The organism is Paenibacillus sp. 2TAB26, assembly GCF_052115145.1.
Lineage (GTDB): Bacteria > Bacillota > Bacilli > Paenibacillales > Paenibacillaceae > Pristimantibacillus.
Genome location: NZ_JBFRGC010000015.1, coordinates 149148 through 172554 on the forward strand (window position 1 = coordinate 149148; position 23407 = coordinate 172554).

The 23407-nt window shown below is 47.4% G+C and carries 20 protein-coding genes; 19 read left to right on the forward strand and 1 reads right to left on the reverse strand.

All coding sequences use genetic code 11. From position 1 onward, the window contains the following. The first annotated feature begins 52 nt into the window (after positions 1 to 52). The 3 genes from AB4Z50_RS18665 to AB4Z50_RS18675 all read left to right on the forward strand — a co-directional run bounded on the left by AB4Z50_RS18665 (position 53) and on the right by AB4Z50_RS18675 (position 2773). Positions 53 to 829, forward strand: a complete 777-nt coding sequence (locus AB4Z50_RS18665) for an RsmE family RNA methyltransferase (RefSeq protein WP_441881061.1) — start codon at positions 53 to 55, stop codon at positions 827 to 829. A gap of 5 nt (positions 830 to 834) precedes the next feature. Next, positions 835 to 2226 (forward strand): tRNA (N(6)-L-threonylcarbamoyladenosine(37)-C(2))-methylthiotransferase MtaB, encoded by a 1392-nt coding sequence (gene mtaB, locus AB4Z50_RS18670; RefSeq protein ID WP_339203461.1) that lies wholly within the window; start codon positions 835 to 837, stop codon positions 2224 to 2226. 115 nt (positions 2227 to 2341) lie between these two features. Next, positions 2342 to 2773, forward strand: coding sequence for an NUDIX hydrolase (locus AB4Z50_RS18675; protein WP_076266880.1), 432 nt, complete (start codon positions 2342 to 2344; stop codon positions 2771 to 2773). A gap of 2 nt (positions 2774 to 2775) precedes the next feature. Here AB4Z50_RS18675 and AB4Z50_RS18680 read toward each other — a convergent pair whose 3' ends face one another. Beyond that, a complete protein-coding gene (locus AB4Z50_RS18680; protein ID WP_441881062.1) occupies positions 2776 to 3750 on the reverse strand; it encodes a Na/Pi cotransporter family protein in 975 nt (324 codons plus the stop codon). An 86-nt stretch (positions 3751 to 3836) separates the two neighbouring features. On the opposite strand from AB4Z50_RS18680, the gene AB4Z50_RS18685 reads away from it, so the two are divergent. The 16 genes from AB4Z50_RS18685 to AB4Z50_RS18760 all read left to right on the forward strand — a co-directional run bounded on the left by AB4Z50_RS18685 (position 3837) and on the right by AB4Z50_RS18760 (position 23394). Continuing rightward, positions 3837 to 5267: a class I SAM-dependent rRNA methyltransferase gene (locus AB4Z50_RS18685; RefSeq protein ID WP_441881063.1), complete on the forward strand. Its 1431-nt coding sequence runs from the start codon at positions 3837 to 3839 to the stop codon at positions 5265 to 5267. 32 nt (positions 5268 to 5299) lie between these two features. Then, positions 5300 to 8815, forward strand: a complete 3516-nt coding sequence (gene addB, locus AB4Z50_RS18690) for a helicase-exonuclease AddAB subunit AddB (protein WP_441881064.1) — start codon at positions 5300 to 5302, stop codon at positions 8813 to 8815. A 3-nt stretch (positions 8816 to 8818) separates the two neighbouring features. Continuing rightward, positions 8819 to 12673, forward strand: coding sequence for a helicase-exonuclease AddAB subunit AddA (gene addA / locus AB4Z50_RS18695; protein ID WP_441881065.1), 3855 nt, complete (start codon positions 8819 to 8821; stop codon positions 12671 to 12673). Between the two features lie 15 nt (positions 12674 to 12688). Further along, positions 12689 to 13303: a hypothetical protein gene (locus tag AB4Z50_RS18700; RefSeq protein WP_441881066.1), complete on the forward strand. Its 615-nt coding sequence runs from the start codon at positions 12689 to 12691 to the stop codon at positions 13301 to 13303. Between the two features lie 127 nt (positions 13304 to 13430). Next, positions 13431 to 13778, forward strand: coding sequence for a histidine triad nucleotide-binding protein (locus AB4Z50_RS18705; protein WP_076266885.1), 348 nt, complete (start codon positions 13431 to 13433; stop codon positions 13776 to 13778). A 91-nt stretch (positions 13779 to 13869) separates the two neighbouring features. Next, entirely contained in the window at positions 13870 to 14043 is a 174-nt protein-coding gene (gene rpsU / locus AB4Z50_RS18710) for a 30S ribosomal protein S21 (protein ID WP_005547957.1), read from the forward strand. A 15-nt stretch (positions 14044 to 14058) separates the two neighbouring features. Beyond that, complete coding sequence (locus AB4Z50_RS18715) at positions 14059 to 14502, forward strand: GatB/YqeY domain-containing protein (protein ID WP_076266886.1); 444 nt, start codon at positions 14059 to 14061, stop codon at positions 14500 to 14502. Between the two features lie 156 nt (positions 14503 to 14658). Beyond that, positions 14659 to 16032, forward strand: a complete 1374-nt coding sequence (locus AB4Z50_RS18720) for an NfeD family protein (protein WP_441881087.1) — start codon at positions 14659 to 14661, stop codon at positions 16030 to 16032. A gap of 33 nt (positions 16033 to 16065) precedes the next feature. Next, positions 16066 to 17055 (forward strand): flotillin-like protein FloA, encoded by a 990-nt coding sequence (gene floA / locus AB4Z50_RS18725; RefSeq protein WP_076266888.1) that lies wholly within the window; start codon positions 16066 to 16068, stop codon positions 17053 to 17055. A gap of 91 nt (positions 17056 to 17146) precedes the next feature. After that, positions 17147 to 17620, forward strand: coding sequence for a hypothetical protein (locus tag AB4Z50_RS18730; RefSeq protein ID WP_441881067.1), 474 nt, complete (start codon positions 17147 to 17149; stop codon positions 17618 to 17620). 149 nt (positions 17621 to 17769) lie between these two features. Next, positions 17770 to 18048 carry a sporulation protein YqfC gene (gene yqfC / locus AB4Z50_RS18735; protein WP_076266890.1) on the forward strand — a complete coding sequence of 93 codons (279 nt, stop codon included), beginning with the start codon at positions 17770 to 17772 and terminating at the stop codon, positions 18046 to 18048. A 48-nt stretch (positions 18049 to 18096) separates the two neighbouring features. Next, a complete protein-coding gene (gene yqfD / locus AB4Z50_RS18740) occupies positions 18097 to 19296 on the forward strand; it encodes a sporulation protein YqfD (protein WP_076266891.1) in 1200 nt (399 codons plus the stop codon). Positions 19297 to 19302: 6 nt separating this feature from the next. Beyond that, complete coding sequence (locus AB4Z50_RS18745) at positions 19303 to 20274, forward strand: PhoH family protein (protein WP_441881088.1); 972 nt, start codon at positions 19303 to 19305, stop codon at positions 20272 to 20274. A gap of 17 nt (positions 20275 to 20291) precedes the next feature. After that, a complete protein-coding gene (locus AB4Z50_RS18750; RefSeq protein WP_441881068.1) occupies positions 20292 to 22538 on the forward strand; it encodes an HD family phosphohydrolase in 2247 nt (748 codons plus the stop codon). Further along, entirely contained in the window at positions 22535 to 23032 is a 498-nt protein-coding gene (ybeY, locus tag AB4Z50_RS18755; protein ID WP_339203441.1) for an rRNA maturation RNase YbeY, read from the forward strand. Before AB4Z50_RS18750 ends, ybeY begins: the two co-directional genes overlap by 4 nt. After that, positions 23032 to 23394 carry a diacylglycerol kinase family protein gene (locus AB4Z50_RS18760; RefSeq protein WP_076266894.1) on the forward strand — a complete coding sequence of 121 codons (363 nt, stop codon included), beginning with the start codon at positions 23032 to 23034 and terminating at the stop codon, positions 23392 to 23394. The genes ybeY and AB4Z50_RS18760 overlap by 1 nt, the downstream gene beginning before the upstream one ends. Positions 23395 to 23407 lie beyond the last annotated feature (13 nt).

Here is a 23407-nt window from a genome sequence, read left to right on the forward strand (position 1 = left end):
AACATGTTATTATGAAGGATGGAATTTGTTTAAGGGTGGTTGGAAAAAGATCATGCAACGATATTTCATAGCGGCGGAGCAATTTAGCGACTCTGAAATCCGCCTAATCGGCGACGATGCGCATCACGCCGCAAGGGTTATGCGCACGAAGCCAGGCGATAAGTTTATTGTAAGCGATGGGGAGTCGCGCACGGCGCTTGTCGCTGTGCTTGAAGCATCTGCAACACTCGTAACAGCAGAAATTGTTGAGATGCTAGGCAATGATAGTGAGCCGAAATGGGCAATAACGCTCGCTCAGAGCTTGCCTAAGGGCGACAAAATGGAGCTTGTGATACAGAAAGGAACAGAGATCGGTGCTTATGCATTTGTTCCCTTTCAGTCCGAGCGCATGGTCGTTCAATATGATGCAAAGAAGGAAGCAAAGCGCATAGAGCGATGGAGTAAAATTGCGAAGGAAGCGGCAGAGCAGGCACATCGCAACCGTGTTCCGGCGATTGAGCCGCTGCATAGCTGGCGTGAGCTCATAAAGTCTATGTCCAATTATGATTTGGTTTTATTTTGTTATGAGCGTGAAGGACATCTTGCCCATGGCAGAGGCGTTCGCACAGCGATTAACGAATGGACCGCACAAGCAGGCGAAGTGAGCTCGCCGAAAGTGCTGCTCATTATTGGTTCTGAGGGCGGCTTCACGGATCGTGAAGCGGACGAGGCAGAAGCAGCTGGTGCTGTGCTGGTTGGACTAGGCAGAAGAATATTACGAACGGAAACAGCGGGCATCGTAGGATTAACCTGCTTATTATATGAATCCGGAGAAATGGGAGGAGCGTAACAACTATGCCAACAGTCGCATTTTATACGCTGGGCTGCAAAGTAAACTTCTATGATACAGAAGCGATATGGCAGCTATTTAAAAACGAAGGTTATGAACAGGTCGATTTCGAATCGACTGCTGATGTTTACTTAATTAATACATGTACGGTAACTAATACGGGAGACAAGAAGAGCCGTCAAATTATTAGACGGGCTGTTCGACGCAACCCCGATGCTGTCATTGCGGTCACGGGCTGTTACGCTCAGACCTCTCCAGCAGAGATTATGGCTATTGAAGGCGTCGATCTTGTCATCGGGACACAGGACCGGGAGAAAATTATGACGTTCGTGAATCAAATTCACGATGATCGTCAGCCGGTTAACGCCGTCCGCAACATCATGAAGACTCGTGATTTTGAGGAACTGAATGTACCGGACTTCTCGGAGCGGACGCGTGCTTTCTTGAAAATTCAAGAGGGCTGCAACAACTTCTGTACGTTTTGTATTATTCCATGGTCACGCGGTTTATCTCGCAGCCGTGCTTCAGAAAGCGTGCTAGAGCAAGCTAGACAACTCGTTGCATCCGGCTACAAGGAAATTGTGCTGACGGGTATTCACACTGGCGGCTATGGCGATGATATGGAAAATTACAATCTAACAAGTCTGCTATGGGACTTGGACAAGGTAGAGGGACTAGAGCGCATTCGAATTAGTTCGATCGAAGCAAGTCAAATCGACGATGCGATGATTGATGTGTTGAACCGTTCCAGCAAAATGTGCCGCCATCTGCATATTCCACTCCAAGCAGGTGAAGACTCCGTATTAAAGCGGATGCGTCGTAAATATACGACTGCAGAATTCGCAGCAAAAATTAAAAGATTGCACGAGGCAATGCCTGGCGTTGCCATTACAACGGATGTTATTGTCGGTTTCCCTGGAGAAACGGAAGAAATGTTCGAAGAAGGCTTCCGCTTCATGGAAGATTTGAAATTTGCTGAAATGCATGTGTTCCCTTATTCAAAACGCACAGGTACGCCTGCTGCTCGAATGGACGAGCAAGTGGATGAAGAAGTGAAAAATGAGCGCGTGCATAAGCTAATTGATTTGTCTGAGAAAATGCAGCTTGCTTACGCAGAGCAGTACGTTGGCCATGTTCTCGATGTTATCCCAGAGCGCGATTACAAGGGTGCCCCGGGTACTGGGCTTGTTATGGGTTATACGGATAACTATATCCAGGTCGTATTCGACGGCACAGAATCGCTGATCGGCAAGCTTTGCCGAGTGAAAATCACGGAAGCAGGCGTCAACGAATGTCGCGCCAAGCTTGTTCGCGTGATGGAAGATCATCCTGCTGCAGCGAGCGGCATGGAGCAGCACACCTTCGTGCTGGAGCGTCCGGAAGCGATAAGAGCCTAGCTATAGCTTGACAAAATGCGGGGATTCCTTTGCTTATCGATTCCTTATGTGGAAAAGATGGAGGAATCCTTTGCTGCATATACAATCTGTTTAATGCTGCAAGGGGGAAACGGACATGAAGGAAATTTCAGCAGGCGGTGTCGTTTATCGCCGCACCGAGGAAGGAAAGCTGCAAATCCAGCTCATTCAGGATCGTTACGGAAAAGTTTCGCTGCCAAAAGGAAAAATGGAGCCCGGCGAAACGATTGAACAAACCGCTTTGCGTGAAATCGTCGAAGAAACGGGTCTTGAAGGGGTGATCATCGCTCCGATTGATCAAATTAAATATAAATATGAGCATGAAGCCTTCGGGATGGTCGATAAAGAGGTTCATTATTATTTAGTTGAGGCAGTTGGAGGATCTCTGCATGCGCAAGTGGAAGAGATCCGCGGCGTCGATTGGTTTGAACCTGGAGAAGCGTGGAGACGTCAAAAGCAATCCGGATACGATAACAATCATCGCATCGTTGCAGGAGCATTCCAGCTGCTGGGTTTGCAAACGGATTAGTGCTAAGTAACGGGATCAAGGCGCCTAAATGTGGGTAGATAACAAAATGGCAGAGCGATCAATGAGCTTAGAATATTGAAAATTGTTTGCGTATGAGCGATTTGCCCTGCTGCAGACGAGGATATCCATTCTGATATCGTCACAAGCTCGCCGATGAACGGCATAAACAGCAATGCGCCTCCAGCGTTTAAGATGACATGAGACCATGCCACATACTGCCCGGCCTTAGTCCCGCCTATAGAGGCTAACAATGCTGTCGCACAAGTCCCGATGTTTGCGCCGAGAACGACGGCGATACCAAGTTCAATAGGCATCGCGCCTATAGATACGAAACCCATAATGATACCAATAACGGCTGCGCTGCTATGAACAGCAGCTGTAAGAAGCGCACCCGCTGCGAGCCCCCACCATAAGCTCTCATTTGCTTTTCCAAGAAACCAGCTGAACATGGGGCTGTCTTGGACGGCAGAGCCTACGCCTTGCATCATCGTCATCCCAGTAAGGAGCAAAGCGAAGCCGCACAGCACGACAGAGGTCGAACGAACTGCTGGAAGCCAGCGCGCATTCCGAACAGCAGGAAACAGACGTAATTCTCCTAGTAAAGCCGTTGCCAGCCACATTCCGATCGAGAGGATGAGCAAGGGGACGGCAAGTTTATTTAAATTTAGACCGATTAGCTCTGTCGTTATGCAGGTGCCAATATTCGTACCGAGTATTATGCCTAGGGTACGCGGGAATGTAAGCAAGCCGGCATTGACCATTCCAATGGYAATAACCGTTACGGCTGTGCTGCTTTGTAGAAAAGCAGTCGTGACCGTTCCGATTGCTAGTCCGTGAATCGGGGTTGCGGTTGATCGTTTTAGGATTCCGGTCAAATAGGGACCGGCTAATCGATGCAGCGCCAGCTCCATCAGCTTCATGCCGCACATGAAAACAGAAAACCCAAGCAGCATTGGAATGAGTATAGTCTGAACCATGGTTTGGACTCCTTATTATTTATTTCAAGTTTTGATTCGTAAATATACATATGCTGCAAGCAAGACAAGCATGACTAGCAAGTCCAATGAGGGGAAGCGAGATAAACGTGAGCAATCCAAAAATATTTCTTCTAAAAGCAAGGAAAAAGAGGCTGGAGCAAGGACATCCTTGGGTCTATGCGACAGAAATTGATCGTTTGGAAGGCGATGCAGAGCCGGGCGATTTGGTTGATGTTGTTAACCATCAAGGACGTTATTTAGCAACAGGCTATTGGAATCCAAAATCACAAATTACAGTAAGAATCGTTGCACATACGCCAATCGCTGCGATGGATGCAAGCTTTTTCCGTGATCGCCTTCGTCAGTGTCAAGAGCATCGCCGTCGCTTCGTTGCGGATGYCGATTGCCGCTTAGTTTACGGGGAAGCGGATTTTCTTCCTGGGCTTGTTGTTGACCGTTTCAACAATGTGCTGGTGCTTCAGCTTTTGACTCTTGGGATGGATGTAAGAAGAGAAGCGCTGATTGAGGCGTTGATTGACGTATTTCAGCCTGTCGGCATCTATGAGCGCAGTGATGTAGGTGTTCGAGTGCTTGAAGGATTGGAAGAGCGGACGGGCGTGCTTTACGGCGATTGCCCATCCATTATTGAAATTGAGGAAAATGGCTTGAAGCTTGAGGTTGATATTGTTGAAGGCCAGAAAACAGGCTATTTCTTCGATCAACGTGAAAACCGTGCTGCCATTGCTCCGCTTATGAAAGGCTGGGGAGGCCGGAGCGGTATTCATCTCGTAGAGCGTGAAGCACTGGAATCAGGCTCTGTTCAAACCGAGGCAAGCGTTGTAAGTAAATCATCTGGTACATCCGATTTAGTGCCGGTGAACGCGAATGGCAAAGTGGTCACTTTTCCTTTCTGGGATGGCGCATCGGTGCTTGAATGTTTTGCCCATACAGGAAGCTTCACACTGCATGCTTGCAAATATGGCGCCAAGAAAGTAACATGCTTGGATGTTTCGGAGCACGCCATCGAAACCGCAAAGCGCAACGTTGAGCGCAACGGGTACTCCGATCGGGTCGAGTTTGTTGTCGCAGACGCTTTCGATTATTTGCGCGTTCAAGTGAAAGGGCTCGACGAGAGAAAACAGCGCGCTCTTGGCGGCGTAGATACGTCTAAGAAGATGGAAGGCGGAGCGGGGCGGACCTGGGATGTTGTTATTCTTGATCCGCCGGCATTTGCAAAAACGAAGAGCGCAGTAGCAGGCGCATGCCGCGGCTACAAAGATATCAATTTGCAAGGCTTAAAGCTTGTGAATGAGGGCGGATATTTAGTTACGGCAAGCTGCTCGTATCATATGCGTCCTGAGCTGTTTCTGGAAACGATCCAAGAAGCGGCTGTAGATGCAGGCAAGCTTCTTCGTTTGGTTGAATGGCGCGCGGCAGGCAAGGATCATCCTCAGCTGCTCGGCGTGAATGAAGGACATTACTTGAAATTCGCAATATTTGAAGTACGAAGCAAATAATTGATTTAAACGAATAGACGGGAGAGTTGCACATGTCGCTTCGCTTTGTCATCGGGCGTTCGGGAGCCGGAAAAACATCCTATTGCTTGAATGAAATAAGAAAGCAGCTGCGCGATCAACCGGACGGACCGCCGCTCGTCATGCTTGTGCCGGAACAGGCTACTTTTCAAACCGAATATGCGCTGCTGCAGAGCGGTGAATTAAACGGGACGATCAGGGCACAGGCGCTTAGCTTTCGGCGCCTTGCCTTTCGGGTCATGCAGGAGACGGGCGGAACGGCGCTCGTTCCGATTAACGATACGGGGAAGCATATGCTTCTCTACAAGATCGTACATCGGCTAGGAAAGCAGCTTGAGCTGTTTCAAAACGGTGCGGAACAGCCTGGATTCATCGATAGGCTTGCAGAGCTTCTAACAGAGTGGAAAAGGTACGGAATAGATTCCGAGCTCTTACAGGACAAGCAGGACGCTTCTAAGGCAGAAGCAGGCCAATCAACATTGCTAAAGCGCAAGCTGCATGATTTGCAGCTCATTTATAGTCAGATGGAGCAGGAACTCGCGGGCATGTATATTGACGCCGAGGATTATTTGCGTTATTTGCAAAATGGTTTTGCTAATGCCTCTGCTATGAACGGCGCGCATATATGGGTGGATGGATTTTATGGATTTACGCCAACGGAATACGAAGCGCTAGGAACGTTGATCGGTTCATCCGCTCAGGTGACGGTCACACTTACACTAAACAGAACTTATGGAATAGGCGAGCTGCCGCATGAACTAGATCTGTTTCATCCAACAGCAGAAACCTACAATAAGCTGATGGAGCTGGCTGCTCAATATGAGGTTGAGGTCGATTCTCCCATATTGCTAGATGAAATTCCTCCTGTTCGGTTTAAAAGCAGTCCCATGCTTGCTCATCTTGAGAAGCATTATAGCGAGAGAATACCGATGCTAATCGCTGACAAAGCGATATTGGACGCAGAAGATGCTCGCTGCGGCTTATCGCTGCATGCCGCTGCGAATCGACGTGCAGAGGTTGAGGCCGTTGCACGCGATATCGTTCGCAGAGCACGTAAAGAAGGGCTGCGCTGGCGGGATATTGCGGTTATGGTACGTAATGCAGAGGATTATACCGACTATATCGGACTAGTCTTTGCTGATTACGGCATTCCTTATTTTGTCGATCAGAAGGAGAAGGCCGTCCATCATCCATTGATTGAGTTTATTCGGTCTGCGCTTGAAACCGTCTTGTTTGGATGGCGATACGATGCGGTGTTCCGCTGCATTAAGACGGAGATGTTGTTCAAGGTTGACGGAAGTTTGCCTAGAGATTGGTTCGATATGCTGGAAAACTATGCGCTCGCTGCAGGGATTGATGGTTGGAAATGGCTTGACAATAAGCGTTGGCATCCATTAGTGCCTGTTTCGCTTGATGATGACGAGGATATAGAGACCAAAATCAGTGAAAAGGCGCAGCGTGAATTCAATATCGTACTTGCTGCCAGAGAGGTTGTTGTTCCTCCTCTTCGCCGCTTCTCCGATGCACTGAATAAGGCCGAAAATGTTCAAAGCATGTGCGAGGCTTTATATCGTTTGCTCGATGAATCCGAAGCAGCGGATAAGCTCGAGCGCTGGAGCATTCAAGATACTGGGGCCGGGAAAACACAAAGAGCAAGAAGCCACAAGCAGCTTTGGGACAGTGTCATGCAGCTTTTGGATCAATTAGTTGAACTGGCTGGAAAACAGACCGTAACACCAGAATTGTTCGCCGGCATGATTGAGGCGGGGCTTGACAGCTTGAAGCTTGCTGCGGTACCTCCAGCGCTGGATCAAGTATTGATCGGCAGCATGGACCGAACAAGGTCGGGGCATATACATGTATGTTATGTATTGGGCGCAAATGATGGCATCATGCCGATGCGTGTGAAAGAAGACGGCATTCTTACCGAATCGGAACGGGAACGTTTGGCTGATGATGGAATCGTAATGGCGCCAGGGGTGCGCAGGCGCCTGCTTGATGAGCGATTTATGATCTATAACGCATTGACCACGCCAAGCAAGCATTTATGGCTTAGCTGGGCACAAGCCGACGAGGAAGGGAAAAGCTTGCTGCCTTCGGAGATTGTAAGGCATGTCCGTCAGTTGTTCCCGGGCATAGCCGTTCAAAGTATCGCGGCAGAGCCATCGCCAAGCTTGCCATTGTCCGAGCAAAGAAAGTTCGTATCGCAGCCGCAGCGTACGATGTCCTATTTGATCGGAGCTATTCGGAAATGGCAGCAGGGAGCAGATATTGCGCCTTTCTGGTGGGATCTATACAATTGGTACGCGGTTCGACCGGAGTGGCAGCAGAAGCTTCAGCTGCTGACAAGCTCCTTAACTTATGAGAACCAAGAGCAGTTCCTTTCTAAGGATACAGCGCGAGAGCTTTATGGAGCGAGGCTGCAAGTTAGTGTATCGCGCATGGAACGGTTCGTATCGTGTCCATTTCAGCATTTTGCCATACACGGCCTAAAGCTGAGGGAAAGAAAGCTTTACCGGCTGGATGCCCCTGATGTTGGTCAATTGTTTCACGCTGCTCTAAGTAAGGTGGCGACGAGCTTTGGAGGACGCTGGGGAAAAACATCGGAAGCGGAGCTTAAGGCGGTCGTCTCGCAAACGGTCGATGATTTGGTTCCTAAGCTGCAATCACAAATCTTGTTAAGCAGCAGTCGTTTTCAATATATCGCTCGCAAGCTGAAGGAAATTGTTGGCCAAGCAGCGCTTATGCTGGGTGAACATGCGCGAAGGGCGCAATTCCATCCCGTAGGCACCGAGGTCGATTTTGGCCCTGATGGGAAGCTGCCGGCACTCCGCATTCCGCTTGAGGCTGGCGGTGAGATAGAGATTATCGGCAGGATCGACCGTGTTGATGCTGCAGAAACGGAGGAAGGTCTGCTGCTGCGTGTGCTTGATTACAAATCGAGTTCGACGCATCTTAGACTTGAAGAAGTTGCCCATGGGCTTTCCCTGCAGATGCTGACTTATTTGGATGTACTGGTTACACATGCATCGGCATGGCTTGGTCGACCTGCTTCTCCGGCCGGTGTACTTTATTTTCATGTGCATAATCCAATTCTGGCGCTGACCAACAGCATTAGCCCTGCTGAAGCAAACGGTCAGCTCTTAAAGCGATTCAAAATGCGTGGACTGGTTACGGCTGATTCGGAAACCGTTAGACTGATGGACGATGAGCTGGACACTGGCTATTCAGAGCTGCTGCCCGTTGCTTTGAAGCGGGATGGAAGCTTTTATAGCAGCTCTTCGGTCGTCTCGAATGAACAATGGGATGTGCTTCGCCATTCTGTTAGAAATACAATCAGCCGAATTGGCAGCTCGATACAGTCGGGTGATGTTTCAATTGAGCCTTATCGTATCGGAACAAAAACACCTTGTCAGTATTGCGATTATAAAGCGGTTTGTCAGTTTGATGCTCAGTTCGACGGAAATGAGTATAGAAAGCTGAGCAAACCTTCTAAGGAACATATATGGCAGCAGCTAGAGGGGGAGTAATGGATGATGCACACTGCAAAGGATTCGCCCAAGCCGGAAAATAGTACATGGACCGATGATCAATGGGATGCAATCGTTACAAGCGGCTCGAACATCCTTGTAGCTGCTGCAGCGGGTTCTGGTAAAACAGCCGTTCTCGTTGAGCGAATCATCCGTAAAATATCAGCGAACGCCGATGTTGACCGTCTGCTCGTTGCAACCTTTACGAAGGCGGCTGCAGCGGAAATGAAGGATAGGATTCGAAACGCTTTAGAGCTTGAATTGGAAAAGCAACCCGATTCGGAGCATTTGCGAAGGCAACTGGCCCTAATGAATAGAGCGTCGATTACGACACTACACTCGTTTTGTATGGACGTCATTAGGCGTTACTATCCGTTAATCGGGCTTGATCCTGGCTTTCGTATTGCAAACGAGACCGAAAGCGAGCTAATGCGCCTTGACGTTCTCGATCAGCTATTTGAGCAAAAGTATGAAGGGGCTGGCGATAACGGCGCTTTTCTAAGGCTTGCCGATCGTTATGGCGGTGAGCGCGGCGATGAGCCTTTGTATCGGCTGGTTCAACAATTGTTCGACTTTGCGCAAAGCCATCCATGGCCTGAATATTGGCTTAGGCAAACCGCAGATGCCTTTAATATCGAGGATGTCGCAGCGCTGCAAAACAGTACGTGGGTTGTCAGTTTAATAGGCGATATTGAGATGGCTTTAGAAGGAGCGACCTCGCTGCTGCACCAAGCCTTAGAGCTAACGCGACAACCTGCTGGCCCAGCACCTTATGCGGCTACCTTTGATGATGATTTGCAAATCATCAACAATCTCTCAGAGATGGTACATTCCATGCCCTGGGAAAGTTGGATAGCGCCTTTTCAGTCCATCGAATTCGGCAAGCTGAAGGCGATGCGTGGCGATGAATATGACAAGTCCCTTCAGGAGCAGGCGAAGGAGCTGCGCGATCAAGCGAAGAAGCTGATCACTTCACTTTCTGATGAGTTATTTGGCAGATCTGCGGAGCAGTTTTTGGAAGAGCTTCAGGAGCTTGCTCCTCTGATGAAGGCATTATCCGAGCTTGTTATCGAATTTGGCCAAGGCTATGAAGCGGCTAAACGCGCGAAAGGTATGCTCGATTTTGGTGATTTGGAGCATTATTGCTTACGTATTTTGCGTGATCCGTCTTCTACACCAGAACAAATGCTGCCTTCGATTGCAGCGATTGAATTCCAGCAGCAATTCGATGAAATATTGCTTGATGAATATCAAGATACGAATATGGTGCAGGAAGCAATCGTTTCGTTAATTGAACGGCCAGGTGCTGGCAACCGGTTTATGGTTGGCGATGTTAAGCAAAGCATATACGGCTTCCGCCTTGCTGAGCCGAAGCTGTTTTTGCAAAAATATAAATCGTATCTGTCTCGTCATGAGATGAACAAGCGATCGGAAACAGATGAGTCCAACGCTCTGCGCATCGATTTGGCGCGCAACTTTCGCAGTCGATCGGAAGTTGTTGATGGCGTGAATGCGGTTTTCCGCGCCATCATGCGCGAGACTGTAGCTGAAATGGATTACGATGAGCGAGCAGCACTCGTATGTGGCGCTACCTACCCAGATCCAGTGCCAGCCGATCGTTGTCAAGTTGAGTTTGCCGTATTGAATAAAGCGGATGCAGATGACGAAGAGACAGCTGATGCCGATAACTCAGAGTCATCAGAGGGACAGGGTGAGGGAGAGCAAGGAGAAAATGGCACGCTCCTCGAATCAGCTTCCGAGCTAAAGGCGGCGCAGTTGGAGGCGCGCTGGATCGCTCAGCAGCTGCAATCTCTTATCGACAGCGGATTCCAGGTTTATGATGGCAAACGGCGTGAGAATCGACCTATGCAATGGCGGGATGTCGTTATCTTGTTAAGGGCGACCCAGCAGTGGGCGCCAATTATCATTGAGGAGCTGCAAGGAAGCGGTATTCCTGCGTATGCGGAGCTGAGCAGCGGCTATTTTGAAGCGACGGAAGTCGAGACGATGCTTTCCTTGTTAAGAGTTATCGATAATCCGTATCAGGATATTCCGCTTGCGGCTGCATTGCGATCGCCATTATTTGCATTAAATGGTGAGGAACTTGCAAGAATACGCATCCAATCTGCGAAATCAACGTATTATGATGCGGTTCTTCAAGCAGCAGGCGATTTGTTTATGGATGAGGACACGCGCAGGAAGCTTTCGCTTTTCTTGGACAGCTTGGATCGCTGGCGTGAGGAAGCAAGGCAGGGCTCGCTTGCTAATTTGCTATGGGAAATCTACCGCGAGACCGGGTATTACGATTTTGTAGGCGGCTTGCCAGGAGGGACGCAGCGTCAAGCGAATTTGCGTGCGCTGCATGACCGGGCTCGGCAGTATGAAGCGACCTCGTTCCGCGGTTTGTTTCGATTTCTAAGATTTATCGAACGTATGCGCGATAGCGGCGGCGACTTGGGTACTGCAAGAGCGCTCGGCGAACAAGAGGATGTCGTTCGCATCATGTCCATTCATAAGAGCAAGGGGCTTGAATTTCCGGTTGTATTCGTAGCAGGTCTAGGCAAGCTGTTCAATCAGCAGGATGTGCGAAGTGCGTTCTTGAAACACAAAGAGCTCGGTTTCGGGCCTCGTTTTGTTGATCCTGCTCTTCGCATTAGTTATCCTACACTTCCTTATTTGGCTATCCGAAGAGCCATGCGTAAAGAAATGCTAGCAGAGGAAATGCGTATTTTGTATGTTGCGCTAACCCGGCCAAAGGAAAAAATGTTTCTCGTCGCGACTGTAGCGGATGCCGAAGCCAAGCTTAAGCGATGGCTTTCTTCCGTCGATGCTTCAGGTAAAATGACTGATTTCCGGGTTGCTGCCGCACGCTCATTTATCGATTGGCTAGGTCCGCTAGCGGCTAGGCAAATCAATGACAGTCAGCTGGCTGACTACAATGCTCCGAACTGGCATGCTGGTGTTGTTTCTGCTTCTATATTCGGCACTGAAGCCGCAGCAGCGTCAGAGACGGAGCTGCAGGACCAGGACAAGGAAGATCGGCTTCAAGCGGTTACTTCACTTTCGCTTCTTGAGCATGTAGAAGCAGATGATGAGCTGCGAGAGCGGTTGGAATGGCATTATCCGCATCAAGAAGCGGCGGCACTCGCTGCCAAAACATCGGTTACGGAAATGAAGAGGCTGTATTCGGAAGAGCAGGAGGATGCGGTTCCATTGGACGAGCTGAATCAGCATCAGGCGAATACACATCTTCAAGAAGCTGCAATTGCTCCAGAAGCATCGTATACGTTCCGACTGCGCCGTCCAGCCTTTATGGAGGAAAAGTCGCTTACAGCAGCTGAGAAGGGCTCTGTTAATCATTTGCTTATGCAGCTTGTCTCCCTCACAGAGGAAATAGATGAACCGATGCTTAAACAAACACTTGATCATATGATTGAACGGCGTTTATTAACAGTAAAGCAATCGGAGGCAATCGATTTGCCGAACGTCGCAGCTTTTTTTCGAAGCGAGCTGGGACAGCGGTTGTTAAACGCTGACTGGGTGCGAAGAGAGGTTCCGTTCAGCTGCATGTTCCCTGCTAAACGTGTTTATCCGAATTCAGATCTAGATGAGCCGATATTGATTCAAGGGGTAATAGACTGTTTGTTCGAGGATGCTGCTGGCGTCGTACTGCTCGATTATAAGACGGATCGAATTTATAAGGAGCAATGGGTGGAAGCAGCGGAGCGGCATCGTTTCCAGCTGGAGCTGTATGCCGAAGCAATCGAATCTGTTCTCGGGAGAAAAGTGGATGAGAGCCATGTCTTTTTCTTTGACGGGGGTCAATCCGTTCACCTTAAGAGAACTAACCAAATCTAAAAGGAGGCTGTGAAGTTGGAACCACAGCAAACGGGCAAACGCTCTATCGCGCTGCCGATAACTCTCGTTATTCTTGTATTCAGCTTAATCGGCAATGTTTTTTTGTACTCGCAATTTTTACAAAATAAACAAGAAAACAATTATGTAAAAGGCCAAAAAATATTTGAAGCAGCGATTGGTTCTAAAGATTATGTAGAAAAAATGCTTCCGCAGCTGGATGCTTTGCTTCAAAGTAAAACTTTAGACGAACGGTATGCCATTGCATTTCTTTCAGGTCAAGCAGCTGCGAGCGGCCATGCTTTGGTGGAATTTACTGCAGAAGCAGCAAGCGTGAATGCAGAGCCGGATAAAATCAATAAAGAGCTTACCTCAACCTATGTAACTGATGTCGATAAAGGCTTGCAAACGATTGGTCACTATGATGGTGCTCTGATCGAAACCGATGCCGCGTACATTCAGGGATTAAAAAGTGCGTTTGAAACCATATCAGGTATTATGAGTGGTTTTAATGCAAATATCGGGGAGAGCCGCATTGCAATTATTCGATTGTCCAGCGGGCTTGAATGGGCTCAGCTTGTTGAACAGATGCAGGCTGTTATGAAGGAAAAATCAGCTGAGATTTCGAAGTAGCAGCTTGGATTCTGTCGCTTTTTTGGAAGGGTGCCTTCGAAGTTTTTGCGGGTTATCTTTAATGATTGGACGAGCGGCTAAAATTTCGGTATGATATGGTAAGGAAAGCGAATAGGGGGTGAAACCTATGGACTGTATTTTCTGTAAATTAATCGAGGGTGCAATACCTTCGAAGAAGGTATTTGAGAATGACAGAATTCTCGCATTCCACGATATACAGCCAGCTGCTCCTGTACATATTCTTATCATTCCTAAGAAGCATATCGCAACGATGAATGATGTTACCGATGAAGATGACGAGGTCATAGCCGAGATGTTCGCGGTAGCTCGTCAAATCGCAAAGGAACAAGGAATTGCGGAGTCAGGCTATCGACTGGTCAACAATGTTAATGCCGACGGAGGACAGCTTGTTTATCATCTTCATATCCATGTATTGGGGGGAACGAAACTTTCTTCTCGGGTTGTAGATATCTAAAGTTGACACTGCCTTTTGGTTTGACATATAATGAAATTTGATAAACCGTGTTATAGCTCTGGACGGTCTGTTTCGGAGGGAGGGAAAACTGGTGTCTGAAACTAAAGTTCGCAAAAACGAAACTATTGATGCTGCGCTTCGCCGCTTTAAACGTTCCATCGCTAAAGATGGTGTTCTAGCTGAGGTGAAAAAACGCAAGCATTATGAAAAGCCAAGTGTAAAGCGCAAGAAGAAGTCTGAGGCTGCGCGCAAGAGAAAGTTTTAGGAGGATCCTTCCATAATGAACCTGAGCGAAAGATTGACCGATGATATGAAGCAAGCCATGAAGAATCAGGACAAGTTTAAACTTTCCGTTATTCGTATGATGCGCGCGTCAGTGAAAAACTTGGAAATCGATCTCAAGCGTCCATTGGACGATAACGAAGTGCTTGATATATTGAGTCGCGAAATCAAACAACGTAAAGATTCCCTCCAAGAATTTAAAAAAGCCAGCCGCGATGATTTAGTAGCGGGTCTTGTGGTCGAAATTGAAATTATTAGTCAATACCTTCCCGAACAGCTGACTGAAGAAGAGATTCAAGAGATAGTAACGCAGACCATCCATGAACTCGGTGCTTCTTCCAAAGCCGATATGGGAAAAGTTATGAGTGCCCTTTTGCCTAAAACAAAAGGACGCGCTGACGGTAAACTAGTAAATCAGCTCGTTCAGCAACATCTCAACTAACTAAACATACGGACTCACAAAACACCCCTTAACGGGGGTGTTTTTTTGTACGTTTCAAGTGTAAATGGTATGATATGGAGAAGGCTGCCTGAAACGTTTTCATTTGTCAAACGTAGTAGAAAGCAAACACGAAAAAAAGGAGGAACCTTCTTGCACATGAATCGATGGCGAAGAAGTATGTCCGCCACTCCAATCGCATTGATCGCAGCGGTGTTAATGGTGACGCTTGCAGCATTATTTGGTTCACCGGGGGAGAAAGCAAAGGCAGCAAATGAAGTTGGCCCAGCAGTGTATGTGATTCCCGTCAAACAAACGGTGGAATCGGGGCTTCAATCCTTTTTGGAGAGAGCCTTTAAAGAAGCTGAGGAAGCAAAAGCTGAGCATGTGATTCTCGTTATTAATACGCTTGGCGGCAAAGTCGTAAACGCAGAGGAAATTGGTCATCTTATAAGGGAGAGCGCCATTCCTACTACGGCTTTTGTTGAGGGGAAAGCCGTATCAGCAGGCACTTATATTGCTTTAAATGCTGATAATATCATCATGCAGCCGGGCAGTACGATTGGTGCAGCTGCTGTAGTGGATGGCTCAGGGACATTAGAGGATAATCCCAAAACGATTTCCTATTGGACCTCTGAAATGAGTGAGTCAGCAGGATTGCAGGGTCGCGAGAAGAGTATCGCTGTCGCTATGGCGGATCCGAATGCAATGGTGGAGCTGAAAGACAAGCTTGGCAGAGATAAGCTGAAGGGAGAAATTCTTACCCTGTCAGCAAGTGAAGCTGAGAAAGTCGGATACTCTGAGCATACAGCAGCAAACGTTGATGAAGCAATCAAATGGCTGGGCTTGGAAGGCAGAACACAAATTGAGGTTGTTCCGTCACTTGCGGAAAATGTAGCTAGATGGCTGCTCAATCCAATCGTTATGACGATTTTGCTCATACTTGGCATTGCTGGTATCGTTATTGAAATGATCATTCCAGGCTTTGGAGTACCGGGCGTTGTTGGAATATTATCGTTTGCCCTTTATTTCTTTGGCCACTATGTTGCTGGATTTGCCGGTATGGAGTCGGTCGTGCTGTTCGTAATTGGAATAGCCTTGCTCATAATCGAGGTGTTTGTACCAAGCTTTGGGATTTTGGGCTTGCTCGGCAGTGCTGCGTTGGTAGCAGGAGTCGTTACCGCAGCTTCAGACCCAATGACGGCTTTCATATCAATCGTCATTGCGTTAGTTGTAGCCACCATTCTAATCGTTATTTTTATTAGAATGAACAAATCCAGAGGTATTTGGAACAAATTTATATTGCGCGAGAAGCTGACAACGGAGCAAGGTTTTGTTTCTGCGGATATAAAGGATTCACTGCTCGGATTGCAAGGGACAACAATTACTCCGCTGAGACCGGCAGGAACAATTGTTATTAATGACAAGCGAATTGATGTCGTTACCTCTGGTGAGTTTATCGATACGAACCGAACGGTGACCGTCATTAAAGCGGAAGGTACTTGGGTCGTTGTCAAAGAAGTAACAAAATAGAGAAAACGAATATACAAATGGAGGTTGGAACAAATGGATCCTATCGTATCTTTTTTAATTTTGGCTGTCGTTGTTATTATCGTACTGTCCGTATTCTTAAGCTTTTTCCCGATTATGCTGTGGGTATCTGCATTAGCATCGGGCGTTAGAGTTGGAATTATTACGCTCGTTGCCATGCGTCTTCGCCGCGTCGTACCAAGCAGAATCGTCAACCCGTTAATTAAGGCAACAAAAGCAGGGCTGGGACTTAACATAAACCAGCTTGAGAGTCACTTCTTGGCAGGCGGTAACGTCGATCGGGTTGTCAATGCGTTGATTGCAGCGCAACGTGCGAACATTCCACTTATATTCGAACGCGCGGCGGCTATCGATTTGGCTGGTCGTGATGTACTACAAGCCGTACAAATGAGCGTTAATCCGCGCGTTATTGAAACACCAATCGTAGCTGCGGTTGCGAAGGATGGTATTGAAGTGAAAGTAAAAGCTCGTGTTACAGTTCGTGCCAACATTGAACGCCTAGTCGGTGGTGCTGGTGAAGAAACTATCATTGCTCGTGTTGGTGAAGGGATTGTAACGACTGTAGGTTCTGCTGGCTCACATAAAGACGTTTTGGAAAATCCGGACATGATCTCTCGCACTGTGCTTGGCAAAGGGCTTGACGCAGGTACAGCGTTTGAAATATTGTCAATCGATATCGCGGACGTTGATGTAGGCAAAAACATTGGTGCACATCTTCAAACGGAACAAGCGGAAGCGGACAAAAAAATCGCTCAAGCAAAAGCCGAGGAGCGCCGTGCGATGGCCGTTGCTCACGAACAGGAAATGAAAGCAAAAGTCGTTGAGATGGAAGCGCGCGTAGTAGAGTCGGAATCACAAGTTCCACTTGCCATGGCTGAAGCGCTTAGAAGCGGGAAAATTGGCGTTATGGACTATATGAACTTGAAAAACATCGAAGCGGATACCCATATGCGCAGCTCTATCGGCAAGCAGGACAGTTCTACGGACATTAAAGACGGCCGATAAAGTCGATGGCTCAGTTATTTGGTCGGATCAAGTAGGATCAACGTAACTGAGCCTTGGAGGTGAAGGCAAGTTGAAGATTATAGAATTTCTGATGAATAACATATTTATCGTTGTCGTTATATTGGGTGCGCTGGCTTCGATATTCGGCAAATCCGGCGCGAAGAAGAAGCCTGGTCAAATGCCTGACTTTGGCGGCGGAGGGCTGCCGCGTTCATTGTTCCCGCAGTCCGGAGAACAGGAGCGAGAGGTAGAGCGCCCGCAACCGCAACCGCCGCAGGCAGCTGGAGGAACGGTTTATCGCTCTGTAACTGACGTTGAGCGTTCTTCTGATATGAATTCGACACGTTCTAGCAGAGAGAGCGCAGAAGCGCCGCAAACAGCTTCTCTGCAGCGCGCGCTTCAAAGAGCAGCAGCTAACAAAGAAACAGCACAGGTTGCAGCACAGCGCAATTATGGAAGCCAGAGCATCAACACAGCATCCATTCGATCCGATGATTTGCGGAAAGCAGTTATTTGGGCCGAAGTATTAGGACCGCCTCGCTCGAAAAAACCTTTTCGAAAATAAATTTAAACCGCCTAAGCGCTGCGCTTAGGCGGTTTTTTTATTTTGGAGCCATAATTATCGAGCGGTTCGCATATTTTGGTACAGTACATGAAAATCGCCATTCCTTTGCTTTACTTTTAGCAAACCTTGAAGGAGGCAAAGAATCGTACATGCGCCACATAAAAAAGAGATTTCGCAAAATGACAGCAGAGCTGCTTGATATGCCGCATGATGTCGTATTTGATTTGCCGCGATTAACAATGATTGGAGACTGCCAATTATATATCGAGAACCATCGTGGTGTTGTTCATTTCTCTAGTGAGCGATTGAGACTCGCACTAAGCAAAGGCCAGTTGGAGGTTACGGGAAGCTCTCTAGTTATCCGCACCATTTGGACAGAAGAAGTGTTTATTGAGGGACAAATTACGAATATTCAATTGATTCCATGAAATAGATAAGGCGATTTTCTATATTAATAGCTGAGGTAATGGAGGGGAATGGACGTGAGCGGACAAGGTGCAAATTGGTTAAAGGGTATGGTCACCATTCATATTCGGGGGGGACAACCTGAGCAGCTCGTCAACCGAGCGCTGGCTGGCGGCTTGCAGCTGTCTTCCATCAGATGGACAAGCAGCGGCTTGCTTGAATGTGAGCTGTCAATCAGTGATTTTTTTGGCCTTCGTCCGTATTTAAAAGAGACAGGCTGTCGTGTTCATGTTACGAAGCGCAAAGGATTGCCTTTTCTGCTTGTCAAAGCAGAGCGCAGAAAGCTGTTTGCGGCTGGCATCGTGTTGTTTTTTGCGATTATCTTTATGCTGTCCTCGCTTGTTTGGAGCATCGAAGTGCAAGGCAATGTCAAGCTGACGGAGGATCAAATACGGGCTGCTGCCAAAGAGGAAGGCTTATATCCTATGCAGTGGTCTTTCCGTTTAACCGATGCTGATGTGCTGTCCAAGCAGCTTGTTCGCAAGCTTCCAGGCTCAACCTGGGTTGGTGTGGAGAAAAAGGGGACAAAGGTTATTATTCAAGTTGTTGAATCTACCATACCGGATAAGGCTTCCTTGAATACACCTCGACATTTGGTCGCATCTGATGATGCTGTAGTTACCGAAATTATAGCGGAGGCGGGACGGCCCGTCGTTCGAAAAAATACGAAGGTGAAAAAAGACCAAATTTTGATCTCGGGAACGATTGGGGGAGAAATGAATTCGCGCACTGTCGTTGCCAAGGGCAATGTCCGAGGGCTTGTTTGGTACGAATTTGAAATTTCTTCACCGCTTGTTCAACAGGTTAAGGTGTATACTGGAGATAAAGAGACGAAATGGTTTGCAGTCATCGGCTCAAGAGCGCTTCAGCTTAGCGGATACGGTGATTCTGCTTTCGGAAAATCCGAATCGATTAAGCATGAGGAGAAGGTTTCCTGGCGCAATTGGTCTCTTCCAATTGGTAGAATGAAGGAGACCATAATGGAAACTCGTATGGAAGACCGCACGCTTACCGAAGAAGAAGCGAAGAACGTCGGCATTCTGCAGGCTAAAGCCAAATTGCTGCTTAAAACAGGCAGCGATGCAGTCATCCGCGATGAAATTGTTTTGCATGAAAAGGCGGACAATGGTAAAGTTTATATGAAAGTTCTTTTTGAAGTCGAGCAATCTATCGTTAAGGAAATGCCACTAGTCCATATGCAGGGAGAATGAGGATTGTTGCAAATTGAAACGAAAGTAGTAAAGATACCGCTCGGCAACGCAGCGGAAGGACTTGGAGTGTTCGGACCACAGGATAATTTTTTGCGTCTTATTCAAGCGCAAGTAGAGTCTTCGATTACATCGCGTGAAGCGGAAATTGTCATATCAGGTCCTGTAGAAGAGGTTGATTCGTTAGAACAACTATACAATGTGCTCTTACAGCTCGTTCGCGGGGGCTATAAGCCATCAGAGCGTGATGTTGCATATGCACTTGAGCTCGCCAGATCGATGCAGGCAGAAGAGCTGTTGGACTTGTTTAAGAAAGAAATTACAACTACCTTCCGTGGTAAGCCGATTCGGGTAAAGACGATCGGTCAACGCCATTATGTGAAGACGATCCGCAAGAAGGATATCGTGTTTGGAATAGGTCCAGCCGGAACAGGTAAGACATATTTGGCCGTTGTGCTCGCTGTCGCTGCTTTGAAGGAAGGCTCGGTAAAAAGAATTGTTCTTACGAGACCTGCCGTAGAAGCGGGAGAAAATCTCGGCTTTTTGCCAGGCGATTTGCAGGAGAAGGTCGATCCTTATCTTCGTCCTTTGTATGATGCACTGCATGATGTGCTTGGACCTGATCAGACGGTCAAAGCGCTTGAGCGCGGTATGATTGAAATTGCTCCGCTTGCTTATATGCGCGGCAGAACGCTTGACGAAGCGTTTATTATTTTGGATGAAGCACAAAATACGACGCCTGAGCAAATGAAAATGTTCCTAACAAGACTAGGATTTAGTTCTAAAATGGTTATAACGGGAGACGTTACGCAAATCGATTTGCCGAGGGGCAAAAACTCAGGCTTAATTGAAGCTCAGCGGATTCTGAGAGACATAGAGGAAATTGGCATCATCCTTTTCTCAGAGCAGGACGTCGTTCGTCATTCGCTCGTTCAAAAGATTATTGTTGCCTACAACTGGGATGCTGAAAACAAAGCCTAGAAAGGGATGTCTGCTGCATGAACCAAAACCAGACCGGAAAACAAGGGAACTTGCGGCCGTCCAAAACGGCGGGTTGGAAGCAGAGTGCAGCCGTTCGCTGGGTGCTGATGTTGATGTTTGTGCTGCTATTCTATTTCAGCTTAGCTCCGCATCTCGTTCCTGAAACCTATGATATTCAGGAGGGCGCTGTAAGCGAGAAGGATATCAAAGCGCCCTTCCAAATTAAAGACGAGAAGGCGACTAGACAAGCGGAAGAGGATGCAGCCGAGAAAGTCGATGTCATCTATTCGATAGTACCGCTACGCAACGAGGTGCTTGTCGACCAAATCTTTGTTCGAATAGAGCAGCTGAATCAGGACGATCAAGTAACCTTGCAAAATAAGATTGATATTTATCGCAATGAAATTCCAGGCCGTTATTCGGAGTATATTGATACCTTTGTTAAGCTGAATAAGGGCCGTGGAACTTATAACAACACGCTGCTTGAGGAAATGGCGCTTATAGCGAAGGAGCAGCAATACACCATTCCGGAAGAAACCTTTTACAAGATGCCTAATCTAACAGCAGAAACGCTAACCGAGATGCGCGATGTAGCTCGGGATATTGTGCGTAAACTGACGGTAGAGCAGCTTCGTGATGCGGAAACCGCTCGAACACAGGTTGCGGAACTTGTTAATGCAAGCTCGCTATCCAGTCGGACAAGCAGAGAAATTGTGCAGGAGCTTGCGAGATTTGCCATCATGCCCAACAAGTTTCTGGATAAGGAAGCAACGGATGAGGCTAAAGTGCAGGCTAAGCAAAACACGCCGCCTGTCTTAATTAAAGAAGGTGAGCTGATCGTGAAGCGCGGTCAGACGATTACGCCTGAATTGTACAAGCTGCTCGTAGATTCTTCCCTGCTGCAGGATCGTAAGACTTATTGGCCGCAGTTCGGATTGCTAATCATGTCTGTGATGTTTATCGTCGTCATTTACGCGTATTTGCATCAGTCTGGAAGTATCAATGGGATTAAGCCCAAATATAACAACTCTTCTCTTTTGATGTTGTGGCTCATCTTTCTGATCAATATTATTACGATGGAGATTACTTCGTTGACGCAGACGGATGCTGCCCCTTATGCGGGTTATTTGGCTCCTGCTGCTCTCGGAACGATGCTGATTACCTTGCTGCTAGATATGCATCTAGCCATGATCAGCTCCATAATATTTGCAATAATGGGCAGTATTATATTGAACACGAGCCAGCATCAAATTTTTGATTTCCAGTATGGCTTTGTCATTATTGTCGTTTCGTTTGCTGCCATCTTCTCGATTCATAGAGCGAGTCAGCGATCAACAATATTGAAGGCCGGAATAATGGTGAGTTTATTTGGCTCCTTGTCCGTTTTATCCATTTTACTGCTGTCTGAACAGCTGGAACGTGCTCATTTTATCTACTCCGTTGCTTTTGCGTTTGCTAGCGGTTTGATTACTGCGGTGCTCGTCATTGGCTTGATGCCGTTCTTTGAAGTTACATTCGGCATTTTATCTGCGCTTAAGCTTGTAGAGCTTTCGAATCCCAATCACCCGCTGCTTCGCAAGCTGTTGACTGAAACGCCGGGAACCTATCACCATAGCGTAATGGTGGGCAATTTGTCAGAGGCGGCAGCAGAATCAATTGGGGCAGACGGCTTATTATGCCGGGTTGGCTCGTTTTACCACGATATTGGGAAGACGAAGCGGCCGAATTATTTTATCGAAAACCAATCCAATATTGAAAATCCGCACGATACGATTGATCCTAAGTTAAGCAAATCAATCATTGTTGCTCATGCGAGAGACGGAGTCGATATGCTTAAAGGGCATAATATCCCTAAGCCGATCCGCGATATTGCAGAGCAGCACCATGGGACAACATCGCTGAAATTCTTTTATTACAAAGCGATAAAACAAGCGGAAGAACAAGGTGTCGAACCTGCGTTTACGGAAGATGATTTTAGGTATCCTGGTCCGAAGGCACAGTCAAAGGAAGCGGCTGTTGTTGGCATTGCTGATTGCGTGGAAGCAGCGGTTCGCAGCCTTCGCAACCCGACAGTAGAGCAGGTAGAAGCAATGATTAACAAAATTATTAAAAGCAGGCTGGATGACAATCAATACAATGAATGTGATTTAACGTTGAAGGAGCTGGACAAAATTGCGCATTCACTAAAGGAAAGCGTAATTGGCATCTTCCATTCACGTATTGAATATCCGGATGATGTGAAAACAAAGGAGCGTTTGTCATGAGCTTGCAACTCGGTTGGAGCAATGAGCAGGAAAAGCTGGAAATACCCGAGGATTGGATTACAAAAATAGAGCAATTGCTGCAATTGGCTGGTGAAGCGGAAGGCATTTCCGATGGTGAGGTGTCTTTAACATTCACAAACGATGAGGAAATTCATCAGCTGAATCGTGAATATCGCGGAATTGATCGTCCAACCGATGTATTGTCATTCGCTATGCAAGAAGATGGCGTGGATGAGCTTGATATTATTTTTGAAGTGGACAGCGAGGATGAGAAGGACCCGATCTCAGGCATGCTTGGCGATATTATAATAAGCGTGGATACGGCTCTTGCTCAAAGCGAGGAGTACGGTCATTCCTTGGAACGCGAAATCGGCTTTTTGTTTGTACATGGTTTTTTGCATTTGATCGGTTACGATCATCAGGATGATGAAACCGAAGCCGAAATGACCGCTAAGCAAGAAGCGATTTTGCAGCAGGCTGGCTTAACTCGTTAATGCGAAAAGTTATATCTAGTTTCGCAGTTGCAATATCCGGCATAGGCTTTGCTCTTCGGACTCAAAGTCATATGCGGTTTCACGCAATTGCCGCCGCAGTGGTGTGCTGTTTAGGATTTATGCTATCACTTAAGCCGCTTGAATGGGCGATTATTTTAATGGCGATCGCCCTCGTGATAAGTGCTGAAATGATAAATACGGCAATTGAACAGGCGGTTGATCTAGCAAGCCCCAATATTCATCCAGTAGCTAAAGCTGCTAAGGATGTTGCTGCTGGGGCGGTGTTAGTTGCAGCTGCAATTTCTGCAATTATAGGGCTGCTCATACTTGGGCCGCCCTTATGGCATTTAATAATGGATTAAAAAACGGGGAATG